Source organism: Sphingobacterium multivorum (assembly GCF_039511225.1).
Taxonomy (GTDB): Bacteria; Bacteroidota; Bacteroidia; order Sphingobacteriales; family Sphingobacteriaceae; genus Sphingobacterium.
Map to the genome: position 1 here is coordinate 185,781 of NZ_CP154261.1, position 24,848 is coordinate 210,628.

General features: G+C 35.4%; 24 protein-coding genes. 23 read left to right on the top strand and 1 reads right to left on the bottom strand.

Features of this window, described 5'->3' with window-relative positions:
- Positions 1-11 precede the first annotated feature (11 nt).
- Genes AAH582_RS00770 through AAH582_RS00870 form a run of 21 tightly spaced genes read left to right on the top strand, consistent with a single transcriptional unit; the run spans position 12 to position 20,002 of the window.
- On the top strand, positions 12-530 hold the full coding sequence (locus AAH582_RS00770; RefSeq protein ID WP_343320950.1) for an ArsR family transcriptional regulator: 519 nt from the start codon (positions 12-14) through the stop codon (positions 528-530).
- 15 nt (positions 531-545) lie between these two features.
- Positions 546-1,514, top strand: a complete 969-nt coding sequence (locus AAH582_RS00775) for an SDR family oxidoreductase (RefSeq protein ID WP_046673797.1) — start codon at positions 546-548, stop codon at positions 1,512-1,514.
- 29 nt (positions 1,515-1,543) lie between these two features.
- Positions 1,544-2,827, top strand: a complete 1,284-nt coding sequence (locus tag AAH582_RS00780) for a nucleotide sugar dehydrogenase (protein ID WP_343320951.1) — start codon at positions 1,544-1,546, stop codon at positions 2,825-2,827.
- Between the two features lie 10 nt (positions 2,828-2,837).
- Entirely contained in the window at positions 2,838-3,890 is a 1,053-nt protein-coding gene (rfbB, locus tag AAH582_RS00785; protein WP_343320952.1) for a dTDP-glucose 4,6-dehydratase, read from the top strand.
- Position 3,891: 1 nt separating this feature from the next.
- Complete coding sequence (gene rfbC / locus AAH582_RS00790; protein WP_343320953.1) at positions 3,892-4,446, top strand: dTDP-4-dehydrorhamnose 3,5-epimerase; 555 nt, start codon at positions 3,892-3,894, stop codon at positions 4,444-4,446.
- Positions 4,447-4,449: 3 nt separating this feature from the next.
- The gene (gene rfbD / locus AAH582_RS00795; RefSeq protein WP_343320954.1) at positions 4,450-5,298 is read left to right on the top strand and encodes a dTDP-4-dehydrorhamnose reductase; all 849 of its coding nucleotides are present in this window, start codon (positions 4,450-4,452) and stop codon (positions 5,296-5,298) included.
- 22 nt (positions 5,299-5,320) lie between these two features.
- Positions 5,321-6,178 carry a glucose-1-phosphate thymidylyltransferase RfbA gene (gene rfbA, locus AAH582_RS00800; protein WP_343320955.1) on the top strand — a complete coding sequence of 286 codons (858 nt, stop codon included), beginning with the start codon at positions 5,321-5,323 and terminating at the stop codon, positions 6,176-6,178.
- Complete coding sequence (locus AAH582_RS00805; protein ID WP_343320956.1) at positions 6,175-7,332, top strand: EpsG family protein; 1,158 nt, start codon at positions 6,175-6,177, stop codon at positions 7,330-7,332. The genes rfbA and AAH582_RS00805 overlap by 4 nt, the downstream gene beginning before the upstream one ends.
- 3 nt (positions 7,333-7,335) lie before the next feature.
- On the top strand, positions 7,336-8,241 hold the full coding sequence (locus AAH582_RS00810; RefSeq protein ID WP_343320957.1) for a hypothetical protein: 906 nt from the start codon (positions 7,336-7,338) through the stop codon (positions 8,239-8,241).
- Complete coding sequence (locus tag AAH582_RS00815; protein ID WP_343320958.1) at positions 8,234-9,640, top strand: hypothetical protein; 1,407 nt, start codon at positions 8,234-8,236, stop codon at positions 9,638-9,640. The genes AAH582_RS00810 and AAH582_RS00815 overlap by 8 nt, the downstream gene beginning before the upstream one ends.
- Complete coding sequence (locus AAH582_RS00820) at positions 9,606-10,154, top strand: acyltransferase (protein WP_343320959.1); 549 nt, start codon at positions 9,606-9,608, stop codon at positions 10,152-10,154. The genes AAH582_RS00815 and AAH582_RS00820 overlap by 35 nt, the downstream gene beginning before the upstream one ends.
- A complete protein-coding gene (locus AAH582_RS00825) occupies positions 10,155-11,612 on the top strand; it encodes a hypothetical protein (RefSeq protein ID WP_343320960.1) in 1,458 nt (485 codons plus the stop codon).
- Positions 11,612-12,679 carry a glycosyltransferase family 4 protein gene (locus AAH582_RS00830; protein ID WP_343320961.1) on the top strand — a complete coding sequence of 356 codons (1,068 nt, stop codon included), beginning with the start codon at positions 11,612-11,614 and terminating at the stop codon, positions 12,677-12,679. The genes AAH582_RS00825 and AAH582_RS00830 overlap by 1 nt, the downstream gene beginning before the upstream one ends.
- Positions 12,676-13,710: a polysaccharide biosynthesis protein gene (locus AAH582_RS00835; protein WP_343320962.1), complete on the top strand. Its 1,035-nt coding sequence runs from the start codon at positions 12,676-12,678 to the stop codon at positions 13,708-13,710. Before AAH582_RS00830 ends, AAH582_RS00835 begins: the two co-directional genes overlap by 4 nt.
- A gap of 14 nt (positions 13,711-13,724) precedes the next feature.
- A complete protein-coding gene (locus AAH582_RS00840; protein WP_343320963.1) occupies positions 13,725-14,147 on the top strand; it encodes a WxcM-like domain-containing protein in 423 nt (140 codons plus the stop codon).
- An 8-nt stretch (positions 14,148-14,155) separates the two neighbouring features.
- Positions 14,156-15,271, top strand: a complete 1,116-nt coding sequence (locus AAH582_RS00845; RefSeq protein WP_343320964.1) for an NAD-dependent epimerase/dehydratase family protein — start codon at positions 14,156-14,158, stop codon at positions 15,269-15,271.
- Between the two features lie 35 nt (positions 15,272-15,306).
- The gene (gene wecB / locus AAH582_RS00850) at positions 15,307-16,446 is read left to right on the top strand and encodes a non-hydrolyzing UDP-N-acetylglucosamine 2-epimerase (RefSeq protein WP_343320965.1); all 1,140 of its coding nucleotides are present in this window, start codon (positions 15,307-15,309) and stop codon (positions 16,444-16,446) included.
- A gap of 4 nt (positions 16,447-16,450) precedes the next feature.
- Complete coding sequence (locus AAH582_RS00855; protein ID WP_343320966.1) at positions 16,451-17,644, top strand: glycosyltransferase family 4 protein; 1,194 nt, start codon at positions 16,451-16,453, stop codon at positions 17,642-17,644.
- A 2-nt stretch (positions 17,645-17,646) separates the two neighbouring features.
- Positions 17,647-18,252 (top strand): sugar transferase, encoded by a 606-nt coding sequence (locus AAH582_RS00860; RefSeq protein WP_343320967.1) that lies wholly within the window; start codon positions 17,647-17,649, stop codon positions 18,250-18,252.
- Positions 18,253-18,257: 5 nt separating this feature from the next.
- Positions 18,258-18,854 (top strand): acetyltransferase, encoded by a 597-nt coding sequence (locus tag AAH582_RS00865; RefSeq protein ID WP_312742960.1) that lies wholly within the window; start codon positions 18,258-18,260, stop codon positions 18,852-18,854.
- 11 nt (positions 18,855-18,865) lie between these two features.
- Positions 18,866-20,002, top strand: coding sequence for a DegT/DnrJ/EryC1/StrS family aminotransferase (locus tag AAH582_RS00870; RefSeq protein ID WP_343320968.1), 1,137 nt, complete (start codon positions 18,866-18,868; stop codon positions 20,000-20,002).
- A gap of 61 nt (positions 20,003-20,063) precedes the next feature.
- On the opposite strand, the gene AAH582_RS00875 is transcribed toward AAH582_RS00870, so the two are convergent.
- Positions 20,064-21,167 carry a nucleotidyltransferase family protein gene (locus AAH582_RS00875; protein WP_343320969.1) on the bottom strand — a complete coding sequence of 368 codons (1,104 nt, stop codon included), beginning with the start codon at positions 21,165-21,167 and terminating at the stop codon, positions 20,064-20,066.
- A 341-nt stretch (positions 21,168-21,508) separates the two neighbouring features.
- On the opposite strand from AAH582_RS00875, the gene AAH582_RS00880 reads away from it, so the two are divergent.
- Both AAH582_RS00880 and AAH582_RS00885 read left to right on the top strand, forming a co-directional pair.
- Positions 21,509-22,291 carry a polysaccharide biosynthesis/export family protein gene (locus AAH582_RS00880; protein WP_343320970.1) on the top strand — a complete coding sequence of 261 codons (783 nt, stop codon included), beginning with the start codon at positions 21,509-21,511 and terminating at the stop codon, positions 22,289-22,291.
- 8 nt (positions 22,292-22,299) lie between these two features.
- Positions 22,300-24,699, top strand: a complete 2,400-nt coding sequence (locus tag AAH582_RS00885) for a GumC family protein (RefSeq protein ID WP_343320971.1) — start codon at positions 22,300-22,302, stop codon at positions 24,697-24,699.
- Positions 24,700-24,848 lie beyond the last annotated feature (149 nt).

The following is a 24,848-nucleotide window of genomic DNA, read 5'->3' on the forward strand; positions in this document are numbered from 1 at the left end:
TATACTAAACCATGCTGGAATCTTTAATTACATCCAAGACTCGATTAAAGCTGCTGATCAAATTTTTTGTGTCGGCAAGTAATCAGTCTCATTTACGTGGACTGGCGGAAGAGTTTCAGGAGTCAACCAATGCAATTCGTAAAGAACTGAATCAATTGTCAGAAGCGGGTTATTTAGAAAAGAGTACAGACAAAAACAAAATCTTATACCGGGCTAATACCAAAAATTCCTTATTTAAGCCAATACAAAAACTAATTCATACCTATTTGGGAATTGATGAAATCGTAGATAATATTCTACAAAAAGCTGGAGATATCCAGGAAGTTAGCTTGATTGGAGACTATGCTGCAGGTGTAGATTCTGGTAAGATAGATGTGTTAATTTTAGGTGAAAATATAAATCAGGCATATTTATTGCTGTTAGCGGACAAGGTTGGGAAAAAATTAGAAAAGAAAGTGAATATTTCTTTTGCCAAATCTAAAGAAGAACAGCGTTACATTAATTTGTATACAAACAACTCTAAGATATAATTATTTCAAAATAAGATGAGCAAGATATTAATTACTGGAGGAGCAGGATTTATTGGTTCTAATCTGGTTGAACATTTTTTAGGCAAAGGACATCAGGTCGTTGTATTGGATAACTTTGCTACAGGTCATCGTCATAATCTGGCACAACACGGTGAAAATCCTAATTTTACTTTAATTGAAGGCGATATCCGTAATAATGCCGATTGTCAGAAAGCCGTAGCAGGTGCCGATTATGTGCTCCATCAGGCTGCGTTAGGTTCAGTACCCCGTTCCATCAAGGATCCGCAAACTTCGAACGAAGTCAATGTGACAGGTTTTTTAAATATGTTAGTTGCTGCTCGTGACGCTGGAGTGAAACGTTTTATCTATGCAGCTTCATCATCTACTTATGGCGATTCAGAAAGCCTTCCAAAAGTTGAAGATATTATTGGAAAGCCTTTATCTCCATATGCGATTACTAAATATGTCAATGAACTTTATGCTGATATTTTTTCAAAAACTTACGGATTAGAGACTATTGGTCTTCGTTATTTTAATGTGTTTGGTCGTCGTCAGGATCCAAATGGCGCTTATGCAGCTGTTATCCCATTGTTTGTCAAAAAATTTATGAACCATGAGAGCCCCGTGATAAACGGTACAGGTGATTACTCGCGTGATTTTACTTATGTAGATAATGTGATTCAGATGAACGAGCGTGCCATGACTACAAATAATCCAGATGCGATTAACACGGTGTATAACACGGCAGTTGGCGACCGTACAACCTTAAATCAGTTGGTTGGGTACTTGAAAGAGTTTCTGACAGAATATGATGCTGAAATTGCGAAGGTAGAGATCGTTCATGGTCCCAATAGACAAGGAGATATCCCACATTCGTTGGCTTCCATTGACAAAGCACGTCAATTACTGGGCTATGAGCCGACTCATGTTATCCGTGAAGGGCTGAAAGAAGCTGTAAAATGGTATTGGGATAATTTAAAATAATAATTTAATCATCATAAACTCGTATATAAATGAAAAAAATAGCTGTAATTGGATTAGGATATGTTGGTCTTCCCTTGGCCAGATTATTTGCTACGAAATTTCCAGTAGTTGGATTTGATATAAATCAGAAACGTATTAATGAATTGCGTTCTGGAAAAGATTTAACGTTGGAAGTGGAAGACGATATTCTTCAGGCTGTTTTATCAAACGATAACCCTTTTTCAGATAATAGTAATGGCTTATATTGTTCAAATCAGCTAAGCGATATTGAGCAAGCAAATTTCTATGTCGTTACGGTGCCTACTCCTGTTGATAAAAATAACAGACCCGATTTAACACCATTGTATAAGGCGTCAGAAACAGTAGGTAAGGTGCTGAAAAAAGGCGATATTGTTGTTTATGAGTCTACGGTATATCCGGGTGTTACAGAAGAAGAATGCATTCCTGTTTTAGAAAAAATTTCAGGTTTGAAATTTAACGAAGATTTCTTTGCCGGTTATTCGCCAGAGCGCATCAATCCCGGAGATAAACAACATACGGTCGAGAAAATATTAAAAGTTACTTCGGGTTCAACTCCTGAGATCGGAGAAGAGGTTGATGCCGTTTACAAAGAAGTTATCACAGCAGGTACACACTTAGCTCCCTGTATTAAAGTGGCAGAAGCAGCTAAAGTGATCGAGAACTCGCAACGCGATATCAATATTGCCTTTGTCAATGAATTGGCAAAGATCTTTAATATTTTAAATATTGATACACATGCCGTTTTAGAAGCCGCAGGTACTAAATGGAATTTTTTACCGTTCAAACCAGGATTGGTAGGTGGTCACTGTATAGGAGTAGATCCATATTATTTAGCTCAAAAGGCACAAGAACATGGTTACCACCCAGAAATTATTTTGGCAGGCCGTCGTTTAAATGATTCTATGGGTGAATATGTCGCTTCACAAGTGGTGAAGACAATGATCAAAAAGGGGATAAACGTGAATGGTGCTGAAGTATTAATGCTAGGTGTTACTTTTAAGGAGAACTGTCCTGATGTTCGTAATACGAAGATTGTCGATGTAATTCGAGCGCTAGAGGATTATGGTGTTCAGGTTACAACTTATGATCATTGGGCAAACCCCGCCGAAGTACATCATGAATATGGAATTGAAAGCGTTAGTGAGTTGCCAAATAAAAGATTTGATGCCGTTGTATTAGGGGTAGCCCACAATGAATTTTTAAATATTGATTTTGAAAATTTAAAAAAGGAAAACTCGATTGTTTACGACGTAAAAGGAGTTGTATCAGAATTAGCGGATTCTCGTTTATAAACTTGTACAAATGAAGAAAACAATAATTATTACAGGTGGAGCGGGATTTATAGGTTCGCACGTTGTTCGGGAGTTTGTACTTAAATATCCTGAATATCATATTGTTAATCTCGACGCATTAACATATGCAGGCAATTTGGCTAATTTAAGGGATATCGAGCATTTACCGAATTATACTTTTGTAAAAGTGGATATTACGGACGCAGATAAAGTTTTATCTACGTTTAAGGAATATCAACCTGACGGAGTTATTCATTTGGCAGCTGAATCACATGTAGATCGATCAATTACGGATCCATTGGCATTTGTAATGACAAATGTTATTGGCACCGTCAATTTATTAAATGCTGTCAACGTAATTTGGGGAGGTAATTTCGAAGGGAAACGTTTTCATCATGTCTCTACAGACGAAGTTTATGGTACATTGGGCGAAACTGGGTTATTCACTGAAGAAACGTCTTATGATCCACATTCACCATATTCTGCTTCAAAGGCTTCTTCAGATCATTTTGTCCGTGCCTACCATGATACCTATGGATTACCCGTCGTTTTAACGAACTGTTCAAATAATTATGGACCAAACCATTTTCCGGAAAAGTTGATCCCACTATGTATTCACAATATCTTAAATAATAAACCGTTGCCGATCTATGGTGATGGAAAATTCACTAGGGATTGGTTATTTGTGATAGATCACGCTCGAGCAATAGATTTGGTGTTCCATAATGGTAAAAATGGAGATTCCTATAATGTCGGCGGATTTAATGAGTGGAAAAATATTGATTTGGTGAAGGAACTTTGTAAACAAGTAGATGATAAACTTGGAAGAGCTCAGGGCACTGCTGCAGAATTGATTACGTTTGTTAAGGATCGCCCTGGACATGATTTGCGTTATGCTATTGATGCGTCAAAAATTAATCGAGAATTAGGTTACAAGCCATCAGTAACATTTGAAGAAGGCCTTTCTAAAACCATCGATTGGTACCTAAATAATCAGGAATGGTTGGATCAGGTTACTTCTGGTGAATATCAAAACTATTACCAACAACAATACCAAGGCTAATATGAAAGCTATAGAAACAAAATTGAAAGGCTGTTTTATTTTGGAGCCGGTAAAATATGGAGATAGCCGGGGGTACTTTTTCGAGAGTTTTAATGATAACACCTTTCGTTCCTTAACTGGTGCGGATACACAATTTGTGCAAGACAATCAGTCATTTTCTTCAAAAGGTGTTTTGAGAGGACTTCACGCACAAAGTGGTGAGCATGCTCAAGCAAAATTGGTTCGTGTTCTTCATGGCAAAGTATTAGATGTTGCCGTTGATGTCCGACCTAATTCTCCTACATTTGGAGAACATATCACCGTAGAGCTCTCAGAAGAAAATAATCTTCAACTTTTTGTCCCACGAGGTTTTTTACATGGATTTGTTGTACTGAGTGATACGGCTACCTTCTTCTATAAATGTGATAACTTTTACAATAAAGAATCCGAGTGTGGGATTCACCCATTAGATGCAACTGTTGGTGTTGATTGGCAGTTGCCTGTGGAAGAATTGATCCTTTCAGACAAGGACAAAGACGCTCCAGGTTTTCAGGAGATATTTGGTGTTAAAATTTAAGATATGAAAATACTTGTTACAGGTGCATCGGGTCAGTTAGGATCGGAAATTAAAGAACTTAGTGTCAACTATACTGATGATACTTTTATCTTCGTAGATCGCGGAGAAATGGCTTTAGATGATTTGACACAGGTTTTGAATGTTATTGAAAATGTTAATCCAGATTTGATCATTAGTGGTGGAGCGTATACAGCGGTAGATAAAGCAGAGTCCGAGGTGGAACTTGTTGATATTATTAATCACCAAGCTGTAGCAACAATGGCTGAATGGGCAAAGCAAAATAATAGGAAACTTATTCATATTTCAACAGATTACGTATTTCAAGGAACCAGTAGTACACCTCTAAAGGAGACTGAACCAACAAATCCTATTAATGTATATGGTTTAACGAAACAGAAGGGAGAGGAGGCCATAATCTCTTCTGATGCTGATGCTATTATAATTCGTACAGCATGGGTTTATTCTAGTTATGGCGCTAATTTTGTAAAAACGATGATTCGTTTAATGACCGATCGAGAAGAAATTTCTGTCATTGGGGATCAGATAGGTTCGCCAACATATGCCCATGATTTGGCGCAGGTTATTCTAAAGATTGTTCATAGTGATAGGTGGGTAAAAGGCATTTACCATTTTTCTAACGAAGGAGAAATCTCTTGGTATGATTTTGCTGTTGCTATCAAAGAGTTGAAGAATTTAGACTGTAATATTAAACCAATTACCAGTGCGGAATACCCTACGGCAGCAAAACGCCCCAGTTATTCATTATTGGATAAAACAAAAATCAAACAAACATTTGGAGTTGCTGTTCCTGAATGGAAACAGAGCTTATCAAATATGTTAGAGAAAATATAAAATATAACAAGCATAAAGAAATATGAAAGGAATAATTCTAGCAGGGGGATCAGGTACAAGGCTGCACCCATTGACATTGGCTGTTTCAAAGCAATTAATGCCAGTGTATGATAAACCGATGATTTATTATCCGTTGTCTACCCTCATGCTGGCAGGCATAAATGAAATCCTTATTATTTCTACCCCACAGGATTTGCCGAATTTTCAAAAGTTACTCGGCGACGGGGCACAAATCGGATGTAAATTTTCTTACAAGGAACAGCCTAGTCCCGATGGTTTAGCGCAGGCATTCATCTTGGGAGAAGATTTTATTGGAGAAGATAAAGTTGCTTTGATCCTAGGAGACAATATTTTTTATGGGTCTGGCATGTCTAAGCTACTACAATCTTGCGCAGATCCTGAAGGAGGTGTCGTATTTGCTTACCCTGTACATGATCCAGAACGGTATGGTGTCGTTGAGTTCGATAAAGATAAGAATGTGGTATCAATCGAAGAAAAACCAAAAGAGCCGAAATCTAGTTATGCTGTTCCGGGTATATATTTTTATGACAACGACGTTGTAGAGATCGCAAAAAATATTAAACCTTCTCCAAGAGGTGAGCTTGAAATAACGGATGTTAACAAAGAATATTTAAAAAGAGGTAAATTAAAGGTAGGGGTATTTGATCGAGGGACAGCATGGTTAGATACAGGTACAATACAATCCCTAATGCAGGCGGGGCAATTTGTTCAGGTCATTGAAGAGCGTCAGGGCATGAAAATTGGTGCTATTGAAGAGGTCGCTTATCGTATGGGATACATCGGTGCTGAGCAATTAAAAGACATCGCTGAGCCATTGAAAAAAAGTGGCTATGGAGAATATTTATTAAAAATGGTATGATCTATTTGTTAATATTTGGTTTTTCATTTTTAGCGTTTCTACGTTATATAAACTCAACTTCTAAGCAAGATGGGCAAGTTGTTTATGTATTTATATGGCTTGCTCTTATACTATTAGCAGGGCTAAGATACAGAGTTGGAGGGGACTCCCTTCACTATTTTGATATCTTTGACTCCTATCCTACGCTATTAACATTGGGTAGTTACGATTTTGTAAACGCCGAATATAATGCTGGTTGGATAATATTTAATGCTATTATTAAAACATTTAGTGATAGCTTTTATACATTTCAGATATTTCACGCCATTATTGTAAACTCTATCATATTTTATTTTATACAGCGATATTCGAGAAATAAGTTTTTAGTGATATTTTTCTACCTATTTTTCTATTATTTGTATTTCAATATGGAAGTGTTAAGGGAGTCTTTAGCTATTGCAGTTTTCCTGTTGGCTATTCCTTCTCTATTGAGTAAGAGCTGGTTAAAATATTATTCCTATTGTTTGTTAGCATATTTCTTTCATAGCTCCGCGCTTATTCTTATCATCTTTCCGTTATTCGCAAAGAAAATGCAAGTAAAGTACCAAGTCATGTTACTCGTATTATTAACTCTTGCAATTAACTTTATATCGTTTGATAGTTTGATCGGTTCGCTTTTTGGTTCTTTTTCTTTTGGGCAACGTGCTACAAGAAGTTATTTGGTGAAAGAAATGAACATTTTTGGTGTGTTAATAATTTTAATAAAAATAATGGGCTTCTACTTCATATACGTTATAGCTCAGAGAAAGAAGGTTTGTTTTGATCATCCATTTATAATTTTTATCACACCATATATAATTATTGGCGTATTGGCTTCTGTAATTCCCGGAGTTTATCGCTTTTTGAATTATTTAGCAATTCCAATACTTATCTATGTTGTTGATGTTCTGTACAGTTTTATCAGAATAAAATCGAATAGCAGCGCCTCATTGGCTAAAGTGTTTTCATGTTTTCTTATTTTGATTTTATTACAAACACAATATTTTACAAGAGATACATCAAAATATACGCGAGGAAAGAGTTCTTTCTATAATATATATATCCCATATCATTCAATGTTCGACGAAAAAGTTGATCAAACAAGAGAAGATATATTTTACAATCAATGGAAATAATTTATGGATAAAGTACTTTATTTAGGTGTAACACAATTTTTAGAAGAACATAAAAACTTCGTTGATGTCAATCAGATTTATAGGAATATACCAAAATTTCTTAAGCCTTTGAGAAAAATATTTTTTGACTTAGACTTACCCTTTAAGCGGATTTGGTTAGTTAAAGAATTTCAAAAAACTATAGAGAAGTATGACACTGTAATATTATCTGCTACATTATATAATATTAAAATTTCTCGTATTATAGACTCATACAATTTTAGGAATAAGCGTTTTATATTCTGGTATTGGAATCCAGTAGAAGCAACTTGTTTTCCCTCTGAAATTTCAAAACTATGGGAGAAATGGTCTTTTGATAAGAAAGATTGTGAAGAATACAATTTAAAATATAATAATACCTATTATTTTAAAAAATTTGTGGTTCCAAGTAAAGATGAAGTAAGGTTCCAAGTTTCGTTTGTTGGGCAAGATAAAGGGAGATTACCCCTATTGTTAAATATCAAAGAAAAGTTAGACAAAAGTAATATTACATCTTATTTTCATGTGGTTAAAGATTCTACATCAAATATGGAATATAACTATATGGGAAGAATCAATTATTCTGATATTTTAGAAATTCTAAGGACAAGTAATATATTGCTCGACATCGTCCAAGAGAGTCAATCGGGGTTGACACTCAGGGTTATGGAGGGATTATTTTTTTCAAAGAAGGTCATTACTAATAATATTGATATAAATAGATATAATTTTTATAATCCTAATAATATATTCATTTGGGGTAAAGATCCTGAAAGCAAATTGATGGATTTTATAAGGACTGACTATGTTCCCGTTAGTGAGGATATATTGAATGGTTATACAATTGATAGTTGGCTGAATAATTTTAATAAATATCAACCTAATGGATAGAAAGATTTTAAGTAAATTGTCATTCTCTTTTACAGCCCAAATTCTTTCTATTTTAGTAAGCTTAGTGTTTTCGCTTGGGATTACTAAAGTATTAGATGTTGAGCACTACGGTTACTGGCAACTTTTTATATTATATTCGAATTACGCCGGATTTTTTCATTTCGGAATTTGTGATGGTTTATATTTGAAATTAGGAGGACGTCGATTAGAACGTATTAATAAGTTTAACTTTACAAATCAATTGTCTTTGTTTTTGTGTTTAGAAATTTTTATATCTATTATCTTTTTTTGGATATTAATGATTTCAACATCAGACCCTATAAAATTTGAGCTTTTACTTTTTATAATTCCATATTTAATCGTTGCAAATCTACAGACTTATTTATCATATATTCTTTTAGCAACCAATAATATAGAAAGATACTCAATATCAGTTTTTATTGAGAAACTTTTTATTATCTTATCAATTTTGATTCTATATTTATTTAAATATATTGATGTTAACGTATTAATATACATTTATATAATTGGAAAATTGCTATCGACGGCCTATTTGTCGTTTCGGATTTATCCGATTTTTGAATTGACTGGAATCTTTAAATTCAGGATAAAGTCAATTTATGTACTATTAAATTATGCAATAATGGGTATACCGTTAATGTTTTCAAATATTTTAAGTACGCTTATTATAGGTAGCAATAGGCTTCTTACAGAACATAAATATGGAATTATCGCTTTTAGTAAATTGTCATTCTCTGTCTCTTTAGTTTTCCTATTTATAATATTCGTGTCGCAAATTGGAATTGTTTTATTTCCATTACTTAGAAGAATGAACGAGGAGAATCGAAGACAGATATATTATTGGATAGACAATAATCTTACCATTTTATTTGCCTCTTTTATAATATTTTATTTCCCATTGGTGGTATTTGTTCAGCGCTACGTTCCGAATTATTTAGAAAGTGTTACATATTTAAGCTTCATGTTGCCTATTTGTATATTTGAAGGGAAATTTCAAATCTTATATAACACAATGTATAAGGTATTAAATAAGCAAAGAACAATTTTTATTATTAATTGTATTAGCTTATTTACAAGTTTGTTGTTAACTTTTATTTCGCTCTACATATTTGATAATATAATGCTTTCTATCTCAACATTAGTAGCTATTATTATGTTGAGATCAATTGCAAGTGAATTTGTCTTAAATAAAATTTTGAGGATAGATAAATATAACACTGCTGCTGAGTCAATTATAATTGGTGTTATATTCATAATGATTAATATCAATTTTAGATTATTTGGGGGATTTTTATCTTATCTCACTTTCCTATGTTGTTATCTTGTTTTTAAATACTTTAGAAATGAAATTACTCGCAAATTTAATACTAACCTTTAGAAGAATATTAAATCGAATTTTGATGTATGTTTTTAAGACATCTTTTAAAAAATGTGGAAAGAACGTTTTGTTTTTTCCTTTAAAATCGGATTTTAATTATAAAAATATAAGTATTGGTGATGACGTTTTTATAGGTGATAGGGCCTATTTTTATGCTTCATTAAGTAATATTTATATAGGTAATAAGGTGATGTTTGGCCCTAACGTTACTATCAGAGGAGGTAATCACAGCACTCATATAATAGGGAAGTATATGTTCGATTATAAAAATATAGATAAGTTGGATAGTGATGATGAGGACGTACATATAGAAGACGATGTGTGGATCGGAACTAATGTTACAATTTTAAAGGGGGTAAGAATCCGTCAGGGGACAATTATTGCTGCAGGCAGTGTAGTTACTAAAAGTACAGAAGAATATGCAATATATGGGGGAATCCCAGCAAAAAAGTTAAAATATAGATTTACTGAGGAAGAGTTAATTTCACATAAAAGCATGTTAAAAATTAAATAAATGAAAATTACTTATTACATTCTAATTTTATGCTGTTCTCTGTGCTTTTATAGATGTTCTGCACAAATTAGTTCTAGTTGGTTTTATCCCTGGGAAACTGATTTGAATAGGTTAATTGTGGATAAAAATGATTTTATACCAGTAAATAAAAGCGGTATAAATTATAGAATAATTAGAATTGATAAATTTAATGGGTCTATGATTAAATCCGTGCAATTTGAAGGTAATGGACTTGGTCTCACTCTATCGGAACTACCGGTTTTAAAGAATTACCATGGCAATAATATTGTTGATGTTGTTTTACCAATTACAAAGAATTATCAGTTAGACAATACTATTTCGACTACATCAAAATACTTTTTACTGCGTCTAAAAGGTTTTAATTCAGGGAGAAAGGATTTTAGTATCATTCTAACGACGGATAAAGCATCCTATACAATTAAACATGCAGCAGTTGTTGGTAAATATGACTACACTTGCAGTACTAACTTGAATACTTGGCCTTATTTTGATTATAACTTTATGTTACAAGGAGCAAAAAGTTCTATGATAGATAATCTTCAGTCTTTGGGTGCAAATGTTTTGGTCATACCACCTTATATATTACCCGATATTGATAACTTTTCGAAGCCTAACTCTTTATTGAAATATTTAAATGGATCAGGAAATAAATTTAAATATTATATTATTTATTTTGGTGGGTTTCAAGCGAAAACAAATGATTTCTGTTCTCCCAAATGGTATGCAAACTATGTAAAATGGATTAAGAATTTAACATCAGAAATGAATGCTTTAGGGATAAGGCAGAATCAAATCCTCCTCTATCCAATAGACGAACCCAAAGGAGAGAATATTGAGAAACTAGGTAAAATTGTAGATTTTAGTAAAAAAAGCGGGGTTTTAAATAGCTTTTTTTCAACAGCCGAGAATAATTTGGCATTGGGTAATATGGCTAAAATTCAATATGGTCAACTTCATACAGGACAAGAAAAACTCGAAAGCTCAAAAGTACGAAGTCGTGCCTCGAGCAATAATAATACTTGGATTTATGAAACTAGATTTGGTAAATCTCGTGAACAATCCCCGGTCAATTATTTGCGATTAGGTTGGAAAGCAAGTCTATTAGGAGCCACGGGCATTGGTATGTGGAATTTCTGTGATGTCAGAGATGCCTATTCGTCGGGACAACAAAAGCAAATTCTTCAAGGGACTCCCTCTTGGAACATTATCCCTCAAAACCCTGGATATGATAGTTCTATTGTTTATCGAAAAGGTAGTACATTATATTCTAGCATAAGAGGACTGGCATTATCCTCAGCACTAGAAGAAGTGTTTTGGTTAAAACTATATAGGAATAAAAATGGAGCTAGCGCCGCTAATACTTTATTAAATAACCTAATTTCAGGTAATTCAGATTACTCGGATTTGGAAACTATCAAGTGTAAATTAATTAATTGATGAAGCGAGTATTATTGGTTTCGCCGTTGCCACCTCCGGTTGGAGGAATAGCAAGCTGGACGGTGAATATCTTAGATTATTTTAAAGAATATTCGAACCCAGACTATGAGTTGATACATTTAAATAGCTCAATGAGATTTAGAAGTATTACCTCAGTCTCTATGGTTTCCAGAATATTCTATGGTATCTTAAATTTTATATTTTTTTTCGGTAAATTCTTTAGAGTTATACTAAAAAAGCCCGATGTCTGTCACATAACTTCAAGTGCATCTTTTGGCTTATTTAAAGAGCTCGTTTTGGTGTTGATTTGTAAAGCGACGGGTAGCCGAGCCATAATTCATTATAGATTCGGAAGAATTCCTGAGTTAGAACAATCTCAAAACTGGGAATGGAAACTATTAGGTTTAATCAATCGCATGGCCTACCACGTGATTGTTTTAGATGAGAATAGTTTGGAAACTTTAGGCAGATATGGAAATAATGTCTCACTTATAGGTAACCCAATATCTCCTGAACTGATGCAATTTAAAATAGAAAATTTTAAAGCAGAAGAAGATATTATACTGTTTGTTGGGCACGTAACTAGAAAAAAGGGCATATTTGAATTGTTTGCAGCACTTAGAGAGGTTAACACGGGTTGTAAGGTACATATTCTTGGGCCATTTGAAAATAATGTAAAAGCAGAATTAGAAGAAATTTATAACCCAAAGGATACTGTATTTTTTCATGGGGCTTTAAAGAAGGACCAGGTTTATAAAATGATGTTGGCGTCTAGTATCTTAGTCCTTCCTTCACATACAGAGGGTTTTCCTAATGTTATTATTGAGGGAATGGCGTTAGGCTGTTCGATAATAGCATCATCCGTGGGGGCAATACCTGAAATGTTGGCTGGAAACCGCGGCATCATAGTACCTCCTTGCAATGTGTTGGAATTAAAAGAGGCTATTTCAAAATTATTAAATAATGACCGTGAACGATTTGTACTGTCTAATAATGCTGAAAGGTTTGCTTTAGAAAATTATGCTATGGAAAGTATCGTTAAAAAATTAGAAAAAATTTGGCTATGAAAATTAAAGATAAAGTTTTATTAATTACAGGTGGAACAGGTTCTTTTGGAACTGCAGTATTAAACCGTTTCTTGCAAACAGATCACTTTAAGGAAATCCGTATTTTTTCTCGTGATGAGAAAAAACAGGACGATATGCGCAACCTCTATAGAAATGATAAAATCAAATATTACATCGGTGATGTGCGTGATTTTACGTCCGTAGAGCCAGCAACACGGGGGGTGGACTACATCTTTCATGCTGCTGCATTAAAACAGGTTCCTTCTTGTGAATTTTTTCCTATGCAGGCTGTTAAAACAAATGTTGAAGGTACTCAAAATGTTATTCGTGCAGCAGCTTCCAATGGTGTGAAAAAAGTAATCTGTTTAAGTACAGATAAAGCGGCCTACCCTATCAATGCGATGGGAATCTCTAAAGCTATGATGGAAAAGGTTGCCGTTGCAGAAGCACGTAATTTGACTGACACCGTAGTTTGTTTGACGCGTTATGGAAATGTAATGGCTTCTAGAGGATCTGTAATCCCTTTATTCTTAAATCAAATTCAGAAGGGAGAACCAATTACAATTACGGATCCAAATATGTCACGTTTTTTCATGTCGCTGGAAGACGCTGTTGACTTGGTTCTGTTTGCTTTTGAACATGCTAATCCTGGCGATTTATTTGTTAATAAGGCCCCAGCGGGATCTATTGGAGATTTAGCACAGGCCTTGATTGAATTAACTGGTAAGGAGGTGCCGATTAAGATTATAGGAACGCGCCATGGCGAGAAGCTGTACGAAACGCTCTGTACACGCGAAGAAATGCTTAAAGCTGAAGATATGGGCGATTTCTATCGTGTACCAGCAGATAATCGTGATCTAAACTATGCAAAGTATTTCTCCGAAGGGGAGGAAGATGTATCCAAAATAGAAGATTATCACTCGCATAATACTGAGCAACAGGGAGTCGACGGATTGAAGAAACTTGTTTCAAAACTACCTCTGATCCGTAAAGAAGTATTTGGTGAAGACGTTATGCAATATCCATACTAAATTAGTTTTCAGTTATGATAGATTTTATTCAAGGAGGAATTGCCAAAGACCATAGGGGACAAATTCGTTATGTAAATGAGTTTGATATGTCGGCAGTCAAACGTTTCTATATTATCAAAAATACAGATCTTGACCTTGTGAGAGGATGGAGAGCACATCGGATAGAACAACGATGGTTCTATGTTTTATCTGGAAGCTTCTCGATTGACATCGTAAAGATAGACAATTGGAATAAGGCCTCCGCTGATCTTCCAGTAGAGCGGATAATATTAGATACGAATGAAAATCGTGTAATGCACTTATCAAAGGGATACGCTACTGCTTTTCAAGCCTTAGAGCCCGATGCCGAGCTGTTAGTCTTTGCGGATTTTGGTATAGAGCATGCAAAAAATGATGATTATACCTATCCGTTGGAGTATTTTATAAATCGAAAATAATTTTAAATATGAAAATAGGGATTACTGGACAGAATGGATTTGTAGGAAGCCATCTGTACAATACCATTGGACTTTATGCTTCGGAATTTGAGCGTATCGATTTTAAAAAGGATTATTTCGAAAATGAAACGGAGCTCGATAACTTTGTTGCGCAATGTGACGTCATTGTTCATTTAGCAGCAATGAATAGACATGATAGTGAGCAGATCGTTTATGAAACTAATGTTGCACTTGCTAATAAGCTTGTCGCATCTTTAAAAAGAACTGGCTCTAAGGCTCATGTATTGATATCATCCTCAACGCAAGAAGAACGAGATAATCTGTATGGTCGCTCTAAACGCGAGGGAAGGGAGGCTTTGTGCACCTGGGCGGAACAAAACGGAGGCAAACTAACGGGATTGTTGATTCCTAATGTTTTCGGTTCATTTGGAAAGCCATTTTATAATTCTTTTATCGCAACATTCTGTTATCAACTTACACACGGAAACACACCTACTATAGCTAATGATGGTCAGGTAGGTTTGATTTATGTCCAAGAACTAGTTGATTTTATCGTTGAGAAAATCCGTAATGGAATACACCAACCTCTGTGTGTTGTTGAACCTACTTCTGTGAAAAAAGTTTCAGAGGTATTGGCTCTTTTAGAGAATTATCGGGACTTATATTTAATAAAGGGAGAAATTCCCGTATTAGGAAGTAGTTTCGAACTAAATCTGTTTAATACCTATAGATCTTTTATGAATCATAAGGAGATCTACCCGCGTAAATTTCAACTTCATACTGATCCAAGAGGGACATTTGTTGAAATTATACGTATGGGAATAGGTGGTCAATCTTCTTATTCTACAACAGTCCCGGGCATTACAAGAGGCAATCACTTCCATACACGTAAAATTGAACGTTTTGCGGTCATTAAAGGGAAGGCTCAGATTCAGTTACGTAAAATGGATACGGATGAGGTAATGGATTTCTATTTGGATGGGGCAGCGCCATCTTATGTAGATATGCCTATCTGGTACACACATAATATTATAAATATTGGGGAGGAAGAGTTGATAACAATGTTCTGGATTAATGAACCTTATGATCCTGCAGACCCTGATACCTATTTTTTGGAAGTATAATTGAACGAAAATAAGCCCCGAGCTAAAAATTAGTTATGAAAAAATTAAAAGTAATGACGGTCGTTGGTACACGACCAGAGATTATTCGTTTATCAAGAGTATTGTCAGCATTAGACGCTTCTGATGCTATAGATCATATTATTGTTCATACAGGACAGAACTATGACTATGAACTGAATCAGATTTTCTTCGAGGATCTAGGGTTGCGTAAGCCTGATTACTTTTTGGATGCTGCTGGAAAAACCGCTACTGAAACTGTTGGAAATATCTTAATAAAAATAGATCCATTGTTAGAGGAACTTAAACCCGATGCATTTTTGGTTTTAGGAGATACAAATTCTTGTTTATGTGCAATACCTGCTAAAAAACGTCATATCCCAATTTTCCATATGGAAGCTGGGAATCGTTGCTTCGATCAACGGGTGCCTGAAGAAACTAATCGTAAAATAGTTGATCACACTTCAGATATAAACTTAACCTATTCTGATATTGCGCGAGAGTATTTATTACGCGAAGGTTTACCAGCTGATCGTATTATAAAAACAGGATCTCCGATGTTCGAAGTACTTCATCATTATTTGCCGGAGATAACGGCTTCCAATGTATTGAATAAATTAGATTTAGAAGAGCGTAAGTTCTTTGTTGTTTCATCCCATCGTGAAGAAAACATCAATAATGAAAAGAACTTTAAAGGCTTGATGGAGTCGTTGAATACTATCGCAGAACAATATGGCTATCCTATCATCGTATCGACTCACCCGCGCACGCGTAACATGATTGATAAAATGGGAATTCAGATGCGTCCTGAAATCCAGTTCTTAAAGCCATTGGGTTTTCATGATTACAACGCATTGCAAATGCGTTCTTTTGCCGTTCTATCAGATTCTGGGACAATTTCTGAGGAGTCCTCAATTTTAAATTTCAGAGCTCTCAATATTCGTCAAGCTCATGAAAGACCGGAAGCAATGGAAGAGGCATCTGTTATGATGGTGGGCTTATCTCCACAACGTATATTGCAAGGTTTAACGCAGGTATTAAGGCAGGATGTAGATGATAAACGAAATTTCCGCCAGGTAGCAGATTATTCAATGCCTAACGTCTCGGAGAAGGTGGTTAGAATCATCATTTCCTATACGGATTATATTAAAAGAACTGTTTGGTCTGAAGAAATTTGATACAATGAATATTGTCTTTTTAACATTAGTAGAAATCAATTCCATAACGGAACGCGGGCTTTATCAAGATCTTCTGCGAAAATTCCGTGATGAGGGGCACAGTGTTACCATAGTAACTCCTGTTGAAAGAAGACGGAATATTGCGACTAATTTCACAACAAAGGATGGTGTTGAAATTCTGCAGGTTAAGACGTTTAATATACAAAAAACAAATATCATTGAGAAAGGTATTGGTACACTAGCGATAGAATACCAATACCTTTCGGCAATAAAAAAGTTCACTTCCAATAAAAAATTCGATTTGGTGTTGTATTCTACTCCACCGATTACCTTCGCGAAGGTCATAGAATATATAAAAAATCGCGATCAAGCTAAATCCTATCTTTTGCTAAAAGATATTTTTCCACAAAATGCAGTGGATATGGGAATGCTTAAAAAGGGGGGGATTATACATCGTCAATTTTTAAAAAAGGAGCGGAAGTTATATCGTATATCCGATACTATCGGCTGCATGTCGCCTGCAAATGTAGATTTCTTACTGGAGCATAATCCTGAAATAACTCGTAAGAAGGTTGAGGTTAATCCCAATACAATAAAACCGCTTGTCGTTGATTACACACATGAGCAAAAGTTAGCGATCCGAGAAAAATATGGAATACCGACAGATAAAACCGTGTTTGTTTATGGAGGTAACCTCGGTAAGCCGCAAGGTTTGGATTTCCTTCTGGAAACAATAGAAGCTACAAAAAATGAACATATTTTCTTTCTAATTGTTGGTGATGGAACCGAGTTTGAGAGGATGAAAGAATGGTTCACAGATCGACAACCTTTTAATGCGAAGTTGTTACAGCGATTGCCTAAGGACGATTATGATAAGTTGTTGGGCGCTTGTAATATTGGATTGATTTTCTTGGATAGGAATTTTTTAATCCCCAATTTTCCATCAAGGTTGCTATCCTACCTAGAAATGAAAATGCCAGTTTTGGCTGCTACTGACCCTAATACTGATATTGGTAATATTGTAGAGCAGGCGAAATGCGGTTATAAAGTGCTGGCTGGAGATCAAGAGGATATGCAGGCCAAGATTAAAGATATTTTGGTCGCCAATTTAGCGGAATTAGGGTCTAATGCAGAAAAATTATTGATGGATGAATATCAGGTGGATCGTTCTTACCAGTTAATCATGAATAGGATATAAGTATGTATAAGTTATTTTTAAAAAGATTGATTGATTTTATTGTCGCTTTGTTGGCTTTATTGATTTTGAGTCCCATTTTTGTTATTGTAACAATTGGCTTATATTTTGCTAACGATGGGAAACCATTTTTTTTCCAAGCGCGCCCTGGTTTAAATGAGAAGATATTCAAGATCATTAAGTTTAAGACGATGAATGATAAGAAAGATAAAAATGGAAATCTTTTGCCGGATGCTGATCGCCTCACTCCGATCGGTGCATTTGTGCGTAAAACTTCGTTAGATGAAATACCGCAACTGATCAATGTACTTAAAGGAGATATGGCAATAATTGGACCTAGGCCGTTGCTCATACAATACCTACCCCTGTACAATGCGATGCAACGCCGACGTCATGAGGTTCGGCCTGGAATCACTGGCTGGGCCCAAGTCAATGGTCGAAACGCGATTTCATGGGATAGAAAATTTGAGTTAGATGTCTGGTATGTAGATCATGTTACCTTTCTGACAGATTTAAAAGTCTTTTTTATGACGTTTAAAAAAGTCTTTAAGAGTGAAGGAATCTCTGCTGAAGGACATGTGACGATAGAACCCTTCAATGGCAATAATTAATTCTTATGTATTTATTTGGTGCTAGTGGACATGGCAAAGTAATTGCTGAAATATTAGAGAGCAGAGGAGTAGTAGTCGATGGGTTTATTGATGCTGATCCGCTTAAATCTCTTGTTTTGGGCTATAACGTTGTAAAGAATATTCCTTCCGATAAAATAAAGATGATTATTGCGATAGGAAATAATAAGATCCGAAAAAAAATAGTGTATGAATATCCGAGTCTTTCTTATGGGATCGCGATTCATAGTAGGGCGAATATTTCGCCAAGAATTGAATTGGGAAATGGGACAGTAATTATGGCCGGCGCAACCGTCAACGTCGATGTTGTAATAGGGCAACATTGCATTGTAAATACAAATGTTTCTGTCGATCATGACTGCATTATTGAAGATTACGTTCATTTATCTCCCAATGTTGCATTGGCTGGAAATGTTTCAGTAGGAGAGGGCACCCATATCGGTATCGGTGCATCTGTTATTCAGGGGATAAAGATAGGCGCCTGGTGTACAGTGGGGGCCGGATCGGTGGTCATAAGAGATATTCCTGACGGTTGTACTGTAGTAGGGAATCCTGGCAGAATTATTAAAACGAATACGAATTAATATTATATATCATGTTAGATAAAATATGGTTATCTTCTCCTCATATGGGGGGGAATGAATTAAAATACATCCACGAGGCGTTTGACGAAAATTGGGTAGCTCCTTTGGGTCCAAATGTGAATGGGTTTGAAGAGGATCTCGAGCGATTCTTAGATAAAGATGTTAAAGTAGCTGCACTTTCTGCTGGAACTGCAGCCTTGCATTTGGCGCTGATCGAATGTGGGGTAGGTTATGGTGACGAAGTTATTTGCCAGTCTATGACTTTTTCGGCTTCTGCTAATCCGATTGCATATCAAGGGGCACTTCCTGTATTTATAGATTCAGAGGAAGATACTTGGAATATGTGTCCAAAGGCATTACGGACAGCGATTGAGGATCGCATCAGATTAGGCAATAAACCAAAAGCTATTATAGTTGTTCATTTATATGGTATGCCTGCAAAAATGGATCAGATTATTGCTATTGCAAATGAATTTGATATTCCTGTCATTGAAGACGCTGCAGAAGCATTGGGATCATCCTATAGTGGACAATCGTGTGGCACATTTGGCCGTTTTGGTGTTTTGAGTTTTAACGGGAATAAGATTATCACGACATCTGGAGGAGGAGCATTGGTATGTCACACAAAAGAGGATAAAGATAAAGCGGTATTTCTTTCTACGCAAGCGCGTGATAATGCTCCCCATTATCAGCACTCACATATTGGATATAACTATAGAATGTCAAATATTTGTGCAGGGATTGGAAGAGGACAGATGGAAGTATTGAAAGATCGTGTTGCTGCGAGACGTGCAATGACGGCATTCTACATTGATTTATTTGCCGATATAGATGGAGTGGACGTGCTTTCTGAACCAAATGATAAATTTTATTCTAATCATTGGCTCTCAGCAATTTTAATTGATCCTGAGAAGACTGGCGTGACACGTGAAGATCTTCGTTTAGCATTGTTGGAAGATAATATTGAATCTCGTCCTTTATGGAAACCGATGCATCTACAGCCGGTTTTCGAAAAAGCACCTTATTATGGCGAACAAGTGGCTGAGATATTGTTCGAAAAAGGACTATGTTTACCATCTGGATCTAACTTGACAGAAGATGAAAAACTGCGCATACAAACAGCGATTTTAAAGATATTTGCCAAATAAATGTCACTTAGAAATAGAGAAAGAGTCTTGATTGAGGCTCTTTCTTTATTTTATTGAGTGTCTAATCTTTGTCGATCCCAAACCACTTGGAATAAAGATAAGTACCTTGCATAAATAAGGCTTCTTGAGGAGCATAGGGAAGATACCGTAAGAGGTTATTCCATAGTCTTTTTAGTCCATTAGGATGACTAGATATGCCAGAAATCACTTTCCCGTCAGTATGGCGATCGTCATAATATCCGAAATTCCCACCATGCCATATTTCCTCCAACATCCAATCAGCATCTTTTCCTTCGAGCAACGGAAAAGGAAGTGATGATTCTGGCAGGCCAAGATATTTTACCAAAAGAATATGAAGTAAATCAACCCAGTTTAGAATGCCGGATCGTTTATATATTGTTTTTAAAATAAGTGGGTCGATATCTGATATAGTTTGGGCATAAAGGCATGCAGAATCGCAGAGCTGTCGTAAGCCTACCCCGAAAAAAATTAAATGTTTTAATATGTGAGCATTTACTTGTAACAGCTGAAGCTCAGGAGCTAGTATTTTAATGGGAAAACCATTAATATAAATAGTTTGTTGTTTATCGCGGAAGTTAGTCTGCAATTTTCTTAAGTATCTTGATTTAAGCGGGCTTGATATATCAAAAAGATCTTTGTGATGTTCTATTGATACATCATCTAGGTAATAATCCAAGCTAAACCCAGATTTATCGTTTAAATTTAGTCCTTTTTCCTTTAGAAAAGATCGAGCTTTAGCATAAGTATTGTTCTCAAAATACCAGTCGATGTCTCCGCAGATCCGGTGCTTTGGATTATTATAAAAATAAGCAACACCTTGACCTTTCATTAAAATAGGATGTATATCTTGTGTGGAGAATTCATTATATTGGGACGTTAGAACAATATTCATGTGTTCATTGTTCCGTTCAATTTGATCAATTCGAACAGCCCATTTTAAACGCAAGCTCTGAGGAGGGAGTTGATCATCTTTTAAATAATCGAAACTATCATAAATGATACCTTCAACGGTGTGTTTGCTGGCATAGAAAAAAATTTGTGACCAATCCGCTGACGTCAATGGTCTCGGTAGGGACAGATTTCCTTTTCCCCACAATCCAATTCGTAAAAGCTGAAATAAAATGTCTCTAAGTTGTTTGTCCATTGGCGTAAATCAAATGTGTAGTATCAAATATAGCGATAATTGTAAAACCTGTCGTACCGTAATATTGAATTTATAATAGGATAATATAGTTTTACAATTCCTTTCGTATATTTAAACACAGATTTTGTATGCCATTATCTTTCTCGATATGACTACTATCCGTTAAATTAGGTAAACCAATATGAATTTAAATTTTGAAAAAATAAATTTAGGCATAAATATTGTAGTCGTGATGCGGTTCGTTAAATGGTTATTTTAAGATCGACTGTTTTCCGCTGTTTTAAGGAAAAAAGCATATTTTTGTCCGGGTAAAAAATCAATTTTGTAATTTAAAATAGAACATGCGATTATTTTTTAAGTATGGTTTTACATTAGCATTTTGTGTATTTATGCTAATGATGTTTAATTCCTGTGGGTCACGTAGGAATATGGTGTATTTTCAACCAGACTCAAGTCAAATTAATACTTTCTACGAGCAACACGTTCCAAAGATTCAGCCCAATGATATTTTGACAATTGTGGTGACAGCAGCTGATCCAAAAGTGACGGCTCCATTTAATCCGCTAAGTACTATGATGTCAAGTAATTTGACTCAACAAACTGATTTGGCGTTGCGCCCGACATATACCGTGAATGAAAAAGGAGATATTACATTACCAATGCTTGGGGAGGTACACATTTCTGGTATGACGCGCGTACAGGCAATTGAGAAATTACGTAAGGATCTAAGTCAATATATTAAAGATCCTGGTGTCAATATAAATTTCAATAATTTTAGGGTGTCAGTCTTAGGAGAAGTTGCTCGCCCGGGTTCATTCATCATGCCTACGGAAAGAGTGACCGTGTTGGATGCTCTGGGAATGGCAGGAGATCTTACAATAAGGGGTGTAAGGGAAAATGTTATGTTGATCCGAGAGGTTGATGGACAAAAAACAATGCACCGTTTAGATCTTACTCAGCAAAATACTCTAAATTCACCGTATTATTATCTGGCACAAAACGATGTGATTTATGTCGAGCCTAATAAAGCACAAATTAATAATTCAAAGTTAGGTAGTAATACGAATGTTATTATCTCCATCGCCGGTTTATTAATTACCGTAATTTCAGTACTGACACGTTAATCAAATTCATGGAACAGAAATCTATACCATTAAAGGATAATCAAGAAGAAGATATCAATTTAAGACAGCTTTTTGAGCAGTATGTGTATTATTGGAAGTGGTTTGTGCTTTCGATAATTATAATTTTGGGATTAGCAGTAGTCTATTTGCGATACTCACAGAAAAGCTATCTTACTACAGCCAAAATCTTATTAAAAGATGAAAAAAGTGCGTCAGCAGGTGAGTTGGCGGGAATTGCCGAATTGACAAATAGTTTAGGCTTTGGTGGAACTCGTGCTGCATTTGTGACGGACCAAATTGAGGTCCTTTCTTCGAGAAGATTGATGCGTAAAGTGGTTGATCAACATCACCTTAATATAATCTATTCTGTCAAGGGAAATATCCGTACCTCGGAAGTTATGGCAAGTGAAATGCCTTTTTCAGTGGAAGTTTTGGGAAATCAGGATAGTTCAAAGGTGAATATACGTGTTGCGTATAAAGGCACAGGTAATTTGAATATTACCGACCTCGTTTCTGGAAATAAAGCTGTGACAGCCTTTAATAAACCGATCAAAATTGGGAAAAGTAATTTGGTTTTTCATCGAAATGATAAAAATAAGATTTCTCCTGATGACGAATATGTAGTTAATGTAATACCTAAGGATTGGGCCATAGACGCTAATTTGAGCACTATTGCAATCGCGCCGAGCAAAGAAATGCAATCGTATATCGTAAATTTTTCTATGATTTCGACTACGAACAAAAAAGCTGAATTAATCATCAATAGCTTAATCGATGTATATAATGCCGACTTAACAAATGACAAATTGCGGATGACAAGAGCTACTTCCGACTTTATCAACAAAAGATTGATGCTAATATCCAAAGATCTTTCAGGCGCTGATGAAGAAGCAGCTGAATTTAAGTCCGCAAATTCGATGGTCGATATGGCAACAGAGGCAGGGGTGTTTCTAAACACCGCATCCGATAATGATAAAAAAGTATTGGAATATCGTACACAGCTGCAATTGGTTGATCATATGAATGACTACTTGAAAAATCAAGAAATTGGCAAGCTTCTACCTTCAAATATAGGTCTGCAAGATGTATCAATTGGCACTTCTATCGAAGCTTATAACAAGTTGGTGTTAGAGCGGGACGATTTGTTAAAATCTGCATCTGAGCAAAACCCAGCAGTAATAGCATTGAATGAGAATATCATTGAAAGTAGTAAAAATATTCGACAGTCGTTGCAAAATTACCAAAGGGTTACCAAATTGGCCTTAAACAGTATTGAACGTAAATCAAATGAAATAAAAGGTCGAATTAGCTCAATCCCAAGTCAGGAACAGGGATTTAAAAAGATTTCAAGACAACAGCAAATTGTAGAATCATTATATCTACTTTTATTACAAAAACGCGAAGAGAGTGAGGTTAAGGCTGCCGCTACACCTGATAACCTCAAGATCATTGATGCTGCTTATGAGAATGGAGTTCCAGTATCTCCAAAAAAATCATTGGTATTGTTGGGTGCACTTGTTATGGGTTTTTTAATTCCATTTATTGCTCTCTATCTTAAATTTTTATTAGACAATAAGATTCACTCACGAAAGGATATTGAAGACATTGTCAAAATTCCAGTATTGGGTGAAATTCCTACAGCAGAAGATACGATTGTACATTTGAATGATCGTTCTTCACTTGCCGAAGCGTTCCGTATTCTTCGTACCAATATGAACTTTATGTTTGGGGCCGATAAAAAAGCTGCATCTAAAGTAGTATTTGTTACATCGACCATTTCTGGTGAGGGTAAGTCTTTTGTGACCACCAATCTAGCTCAGATTTTATCCATGTCTGGTAAAAAGGTTGTATTGATTGGGGCTGATATACGTAGTCCAAAAGTATTGGACTATCTTGGATTATCACATTTACAACACACAAATGTGGGTATCACACAATTCTTGATAAATCCTGATATGGATGTAAATAATATCATTATCAAAAAGCCAGGTAATTATGATTTTGATGTAATCTATTCAGGATATATCGCGCCAAATCCAGCTGAATTACTGATGAATGGACATTTCGATGATGTAATCAAATATACACGTGAACACTATGATTATATTTTGGTGGATACAGCTCCAGTAAGTTTGGTAACAGATACATTGTTGATTGCACATAACGCCGATTTAACGTTGTATGTATCTCGTGTCAATTATCTCGATAAGCGTTTATTGCAGGTGCCAAAAGAATTGTATATAGACGGTAAGCTGAAAAATCTTGCAGCTGTTGTAAATGACGTTGACTTTGCTCGTGGTTATGGTTATGGCTATGGTTATGGCTATGGTTATGGCGATAAAGGAAAGAAGAAAACAGGCTTAGCGAAGGTATGGCAAGATCTTAAAGATCGGCTAAATATAAAATAAAGCTTCGATAATCCAGATTTTGGCCTTATTGTTGTATAATCCCAAATCGATACTTCGGTTTGGGATTTTTAATTTATACTAATTAATAAAATCAACCGTTTTGAATGACATACAACTAATCAGTACAAAATTAAATCATGCACGTAAAC

Bases quoted from the DNA above. Each gene is read 5' to 3' on its own strand.
- AAH582_RS00770 (WP_343320950.1), top strand. From the start codon at position 12: ATGCTGGAATCTTTAATTACATCCAAGACTCGATTAAAGCTGCTGATC.
- AAH582_RS00775 (WP_046673797.1), top strand. From the start codon at position 546: ATGAGCAAGATATTAATTACTGGAGGAGCAGGATTTATTGGTTCTAAT.
- AAH582_RS00780 (WP_343320951.1), top strand. From the start codon at position 1,544: ATGAAAAAAATAGCTGTAATTGGATTAGGATATGTTGGTCTTCCCTTG.
- rfbB (WP_343320952.1), top strand. From the start codon at position 2,838: ATGAAGAAAACAATAATTATTACAGGTGGAGCGGGATTTATAGGTTCG.
- rfbC (WP_343320953.1), top strand. From the start codon at position 3,892: ATGAAAGCTATAGAAACAAAATTGAAAGGCTGTTTTATTTTGGAGCCG.
- rfbD (WP_343320954.1), top strand. From the start codon at position 4,450: ATGAAAATACTTGTTACAGGTGCATCGGGTCAGTTAGGATCGGAAATT.
- rfbA (WP_343320955.1), top strand. From the start codon at position 5,321: ATGAAAGGAATAATTCTAGCAGGGGGATCAGGTACAAGGCTGCACCCA.
- AAH582_RS00805 (WP_343320956.1), top strand. From the start codon at position 6,175: ATGATCTATTTGTTAATATTTGGTTTTTCATTTTTAGCGTTTCTACGT.
- AAH582_RS00810 (WP_343320957.1), top strand. From the start codon at position 7,336: ATGGATAAAGTACTTTATTTAGGTGTAACACAATTTTTAGAAGAACAT.
- AAH582_RS00815 (WP_343320958.1), top strand. From the start codon at position 8,234: ATGGATAGAAAGATTTTAAGTAAATTGTCATTCTCTTTTACAGCCCAA.
- AAH582_RS00820 (WP_343320959.1), top strand. From the start codon at position 9,606: ATGAAATTACTCGCAAATTTAATACTAACCTTTAGAAGAATATTAAAT.
- AAH582_RS00825 (WP_343320960.1), top strand. From the start codon at position 10,155: ATGAAAATTACTTATTACATTCTAATTTTATGCTGTTCTCTGTGCTTT.
- AAH582_RS00830 (WP_343320961.1), top strand. From the start codon at position 11,612: ATGAAGCGAGTATTATTGGTTTCGCCGTTGCCACCTCCGGTTGGAGGA.
- AAH582_RS00835 (WP_343320962.1), top strand. From the start codon at position 12,676: ATGAAAATTAAAGATAAAGTTTTATTAATTACAGGTGGAACAGGTTCT.
- AAH582_RS00840 (WP_343320963.1), top strand. From the start codon at position 13,725: ATGATAGATTTTATTCAAGGAGGAATTGCCAAAGACCATAGGGGACAA.
- AAH582_RS00845 (WP_343320964.1), top strand. From the start codon at position 14,156: ATGAAAATAGGGATTACTGGACAGAATGGATTTGTAGGAAGCCATCTG.
- wecB (WP_343320965.1), top strand. From the start codon at position 15,307: ATGAAAAAATTAAAAGTAATGACGGTCGTTGGTACACGACCAGAGATT.
- AAH582_RS00855 (WP_343320966.1), top strand. From the start codon at position 16,451: ATGAATATTGTCTTTTTAACATTAGTAGAAATCAATTCCATAACGGAA.
- AAH582_RS00860 (WP_343320967.1), top strand. From the start codon at position 17,647: ATGTATAAGTTATTTTTAAAAAGATTGATTGATTTTATTGTCGCTTTG.
- AAH582_RS00865 (WP_312742960.1), top strand. From the start codon at position 18,258: ATGTATTTATTTGGTGCTAGTGGACATGGCAAAGTAATTGCTGAAATA.
- AAH582_RS00870 (WP_343320968.1), top strand. From the start codon at position 18,866: ATGTTAGATAAAATATGGTTATCTTCTCCTCATATGGGGGGGAATGAA.
- AAH582_RS00875 (WP_343320969.1), bottom strand. From the start codon at position 21,167: ATGGACAAACAACTTAGAGACATTTTATTTCAGCTTTTACGAATTGGA.
- AAH582_RS00880 (WP_343320970.1), top strand. From the start codon at position 21,509: ATGCGATTATTTTTTAAGTATGGTTTTACATTAGCATTTTGTGTATTT.
- AAH582_RS00885 (WP_343320971.1), top strand. From the start codon at position 22,300: ATGGAACAGAAATCTATACCATTAAAGGATAATCAAGAAGAAGATATC.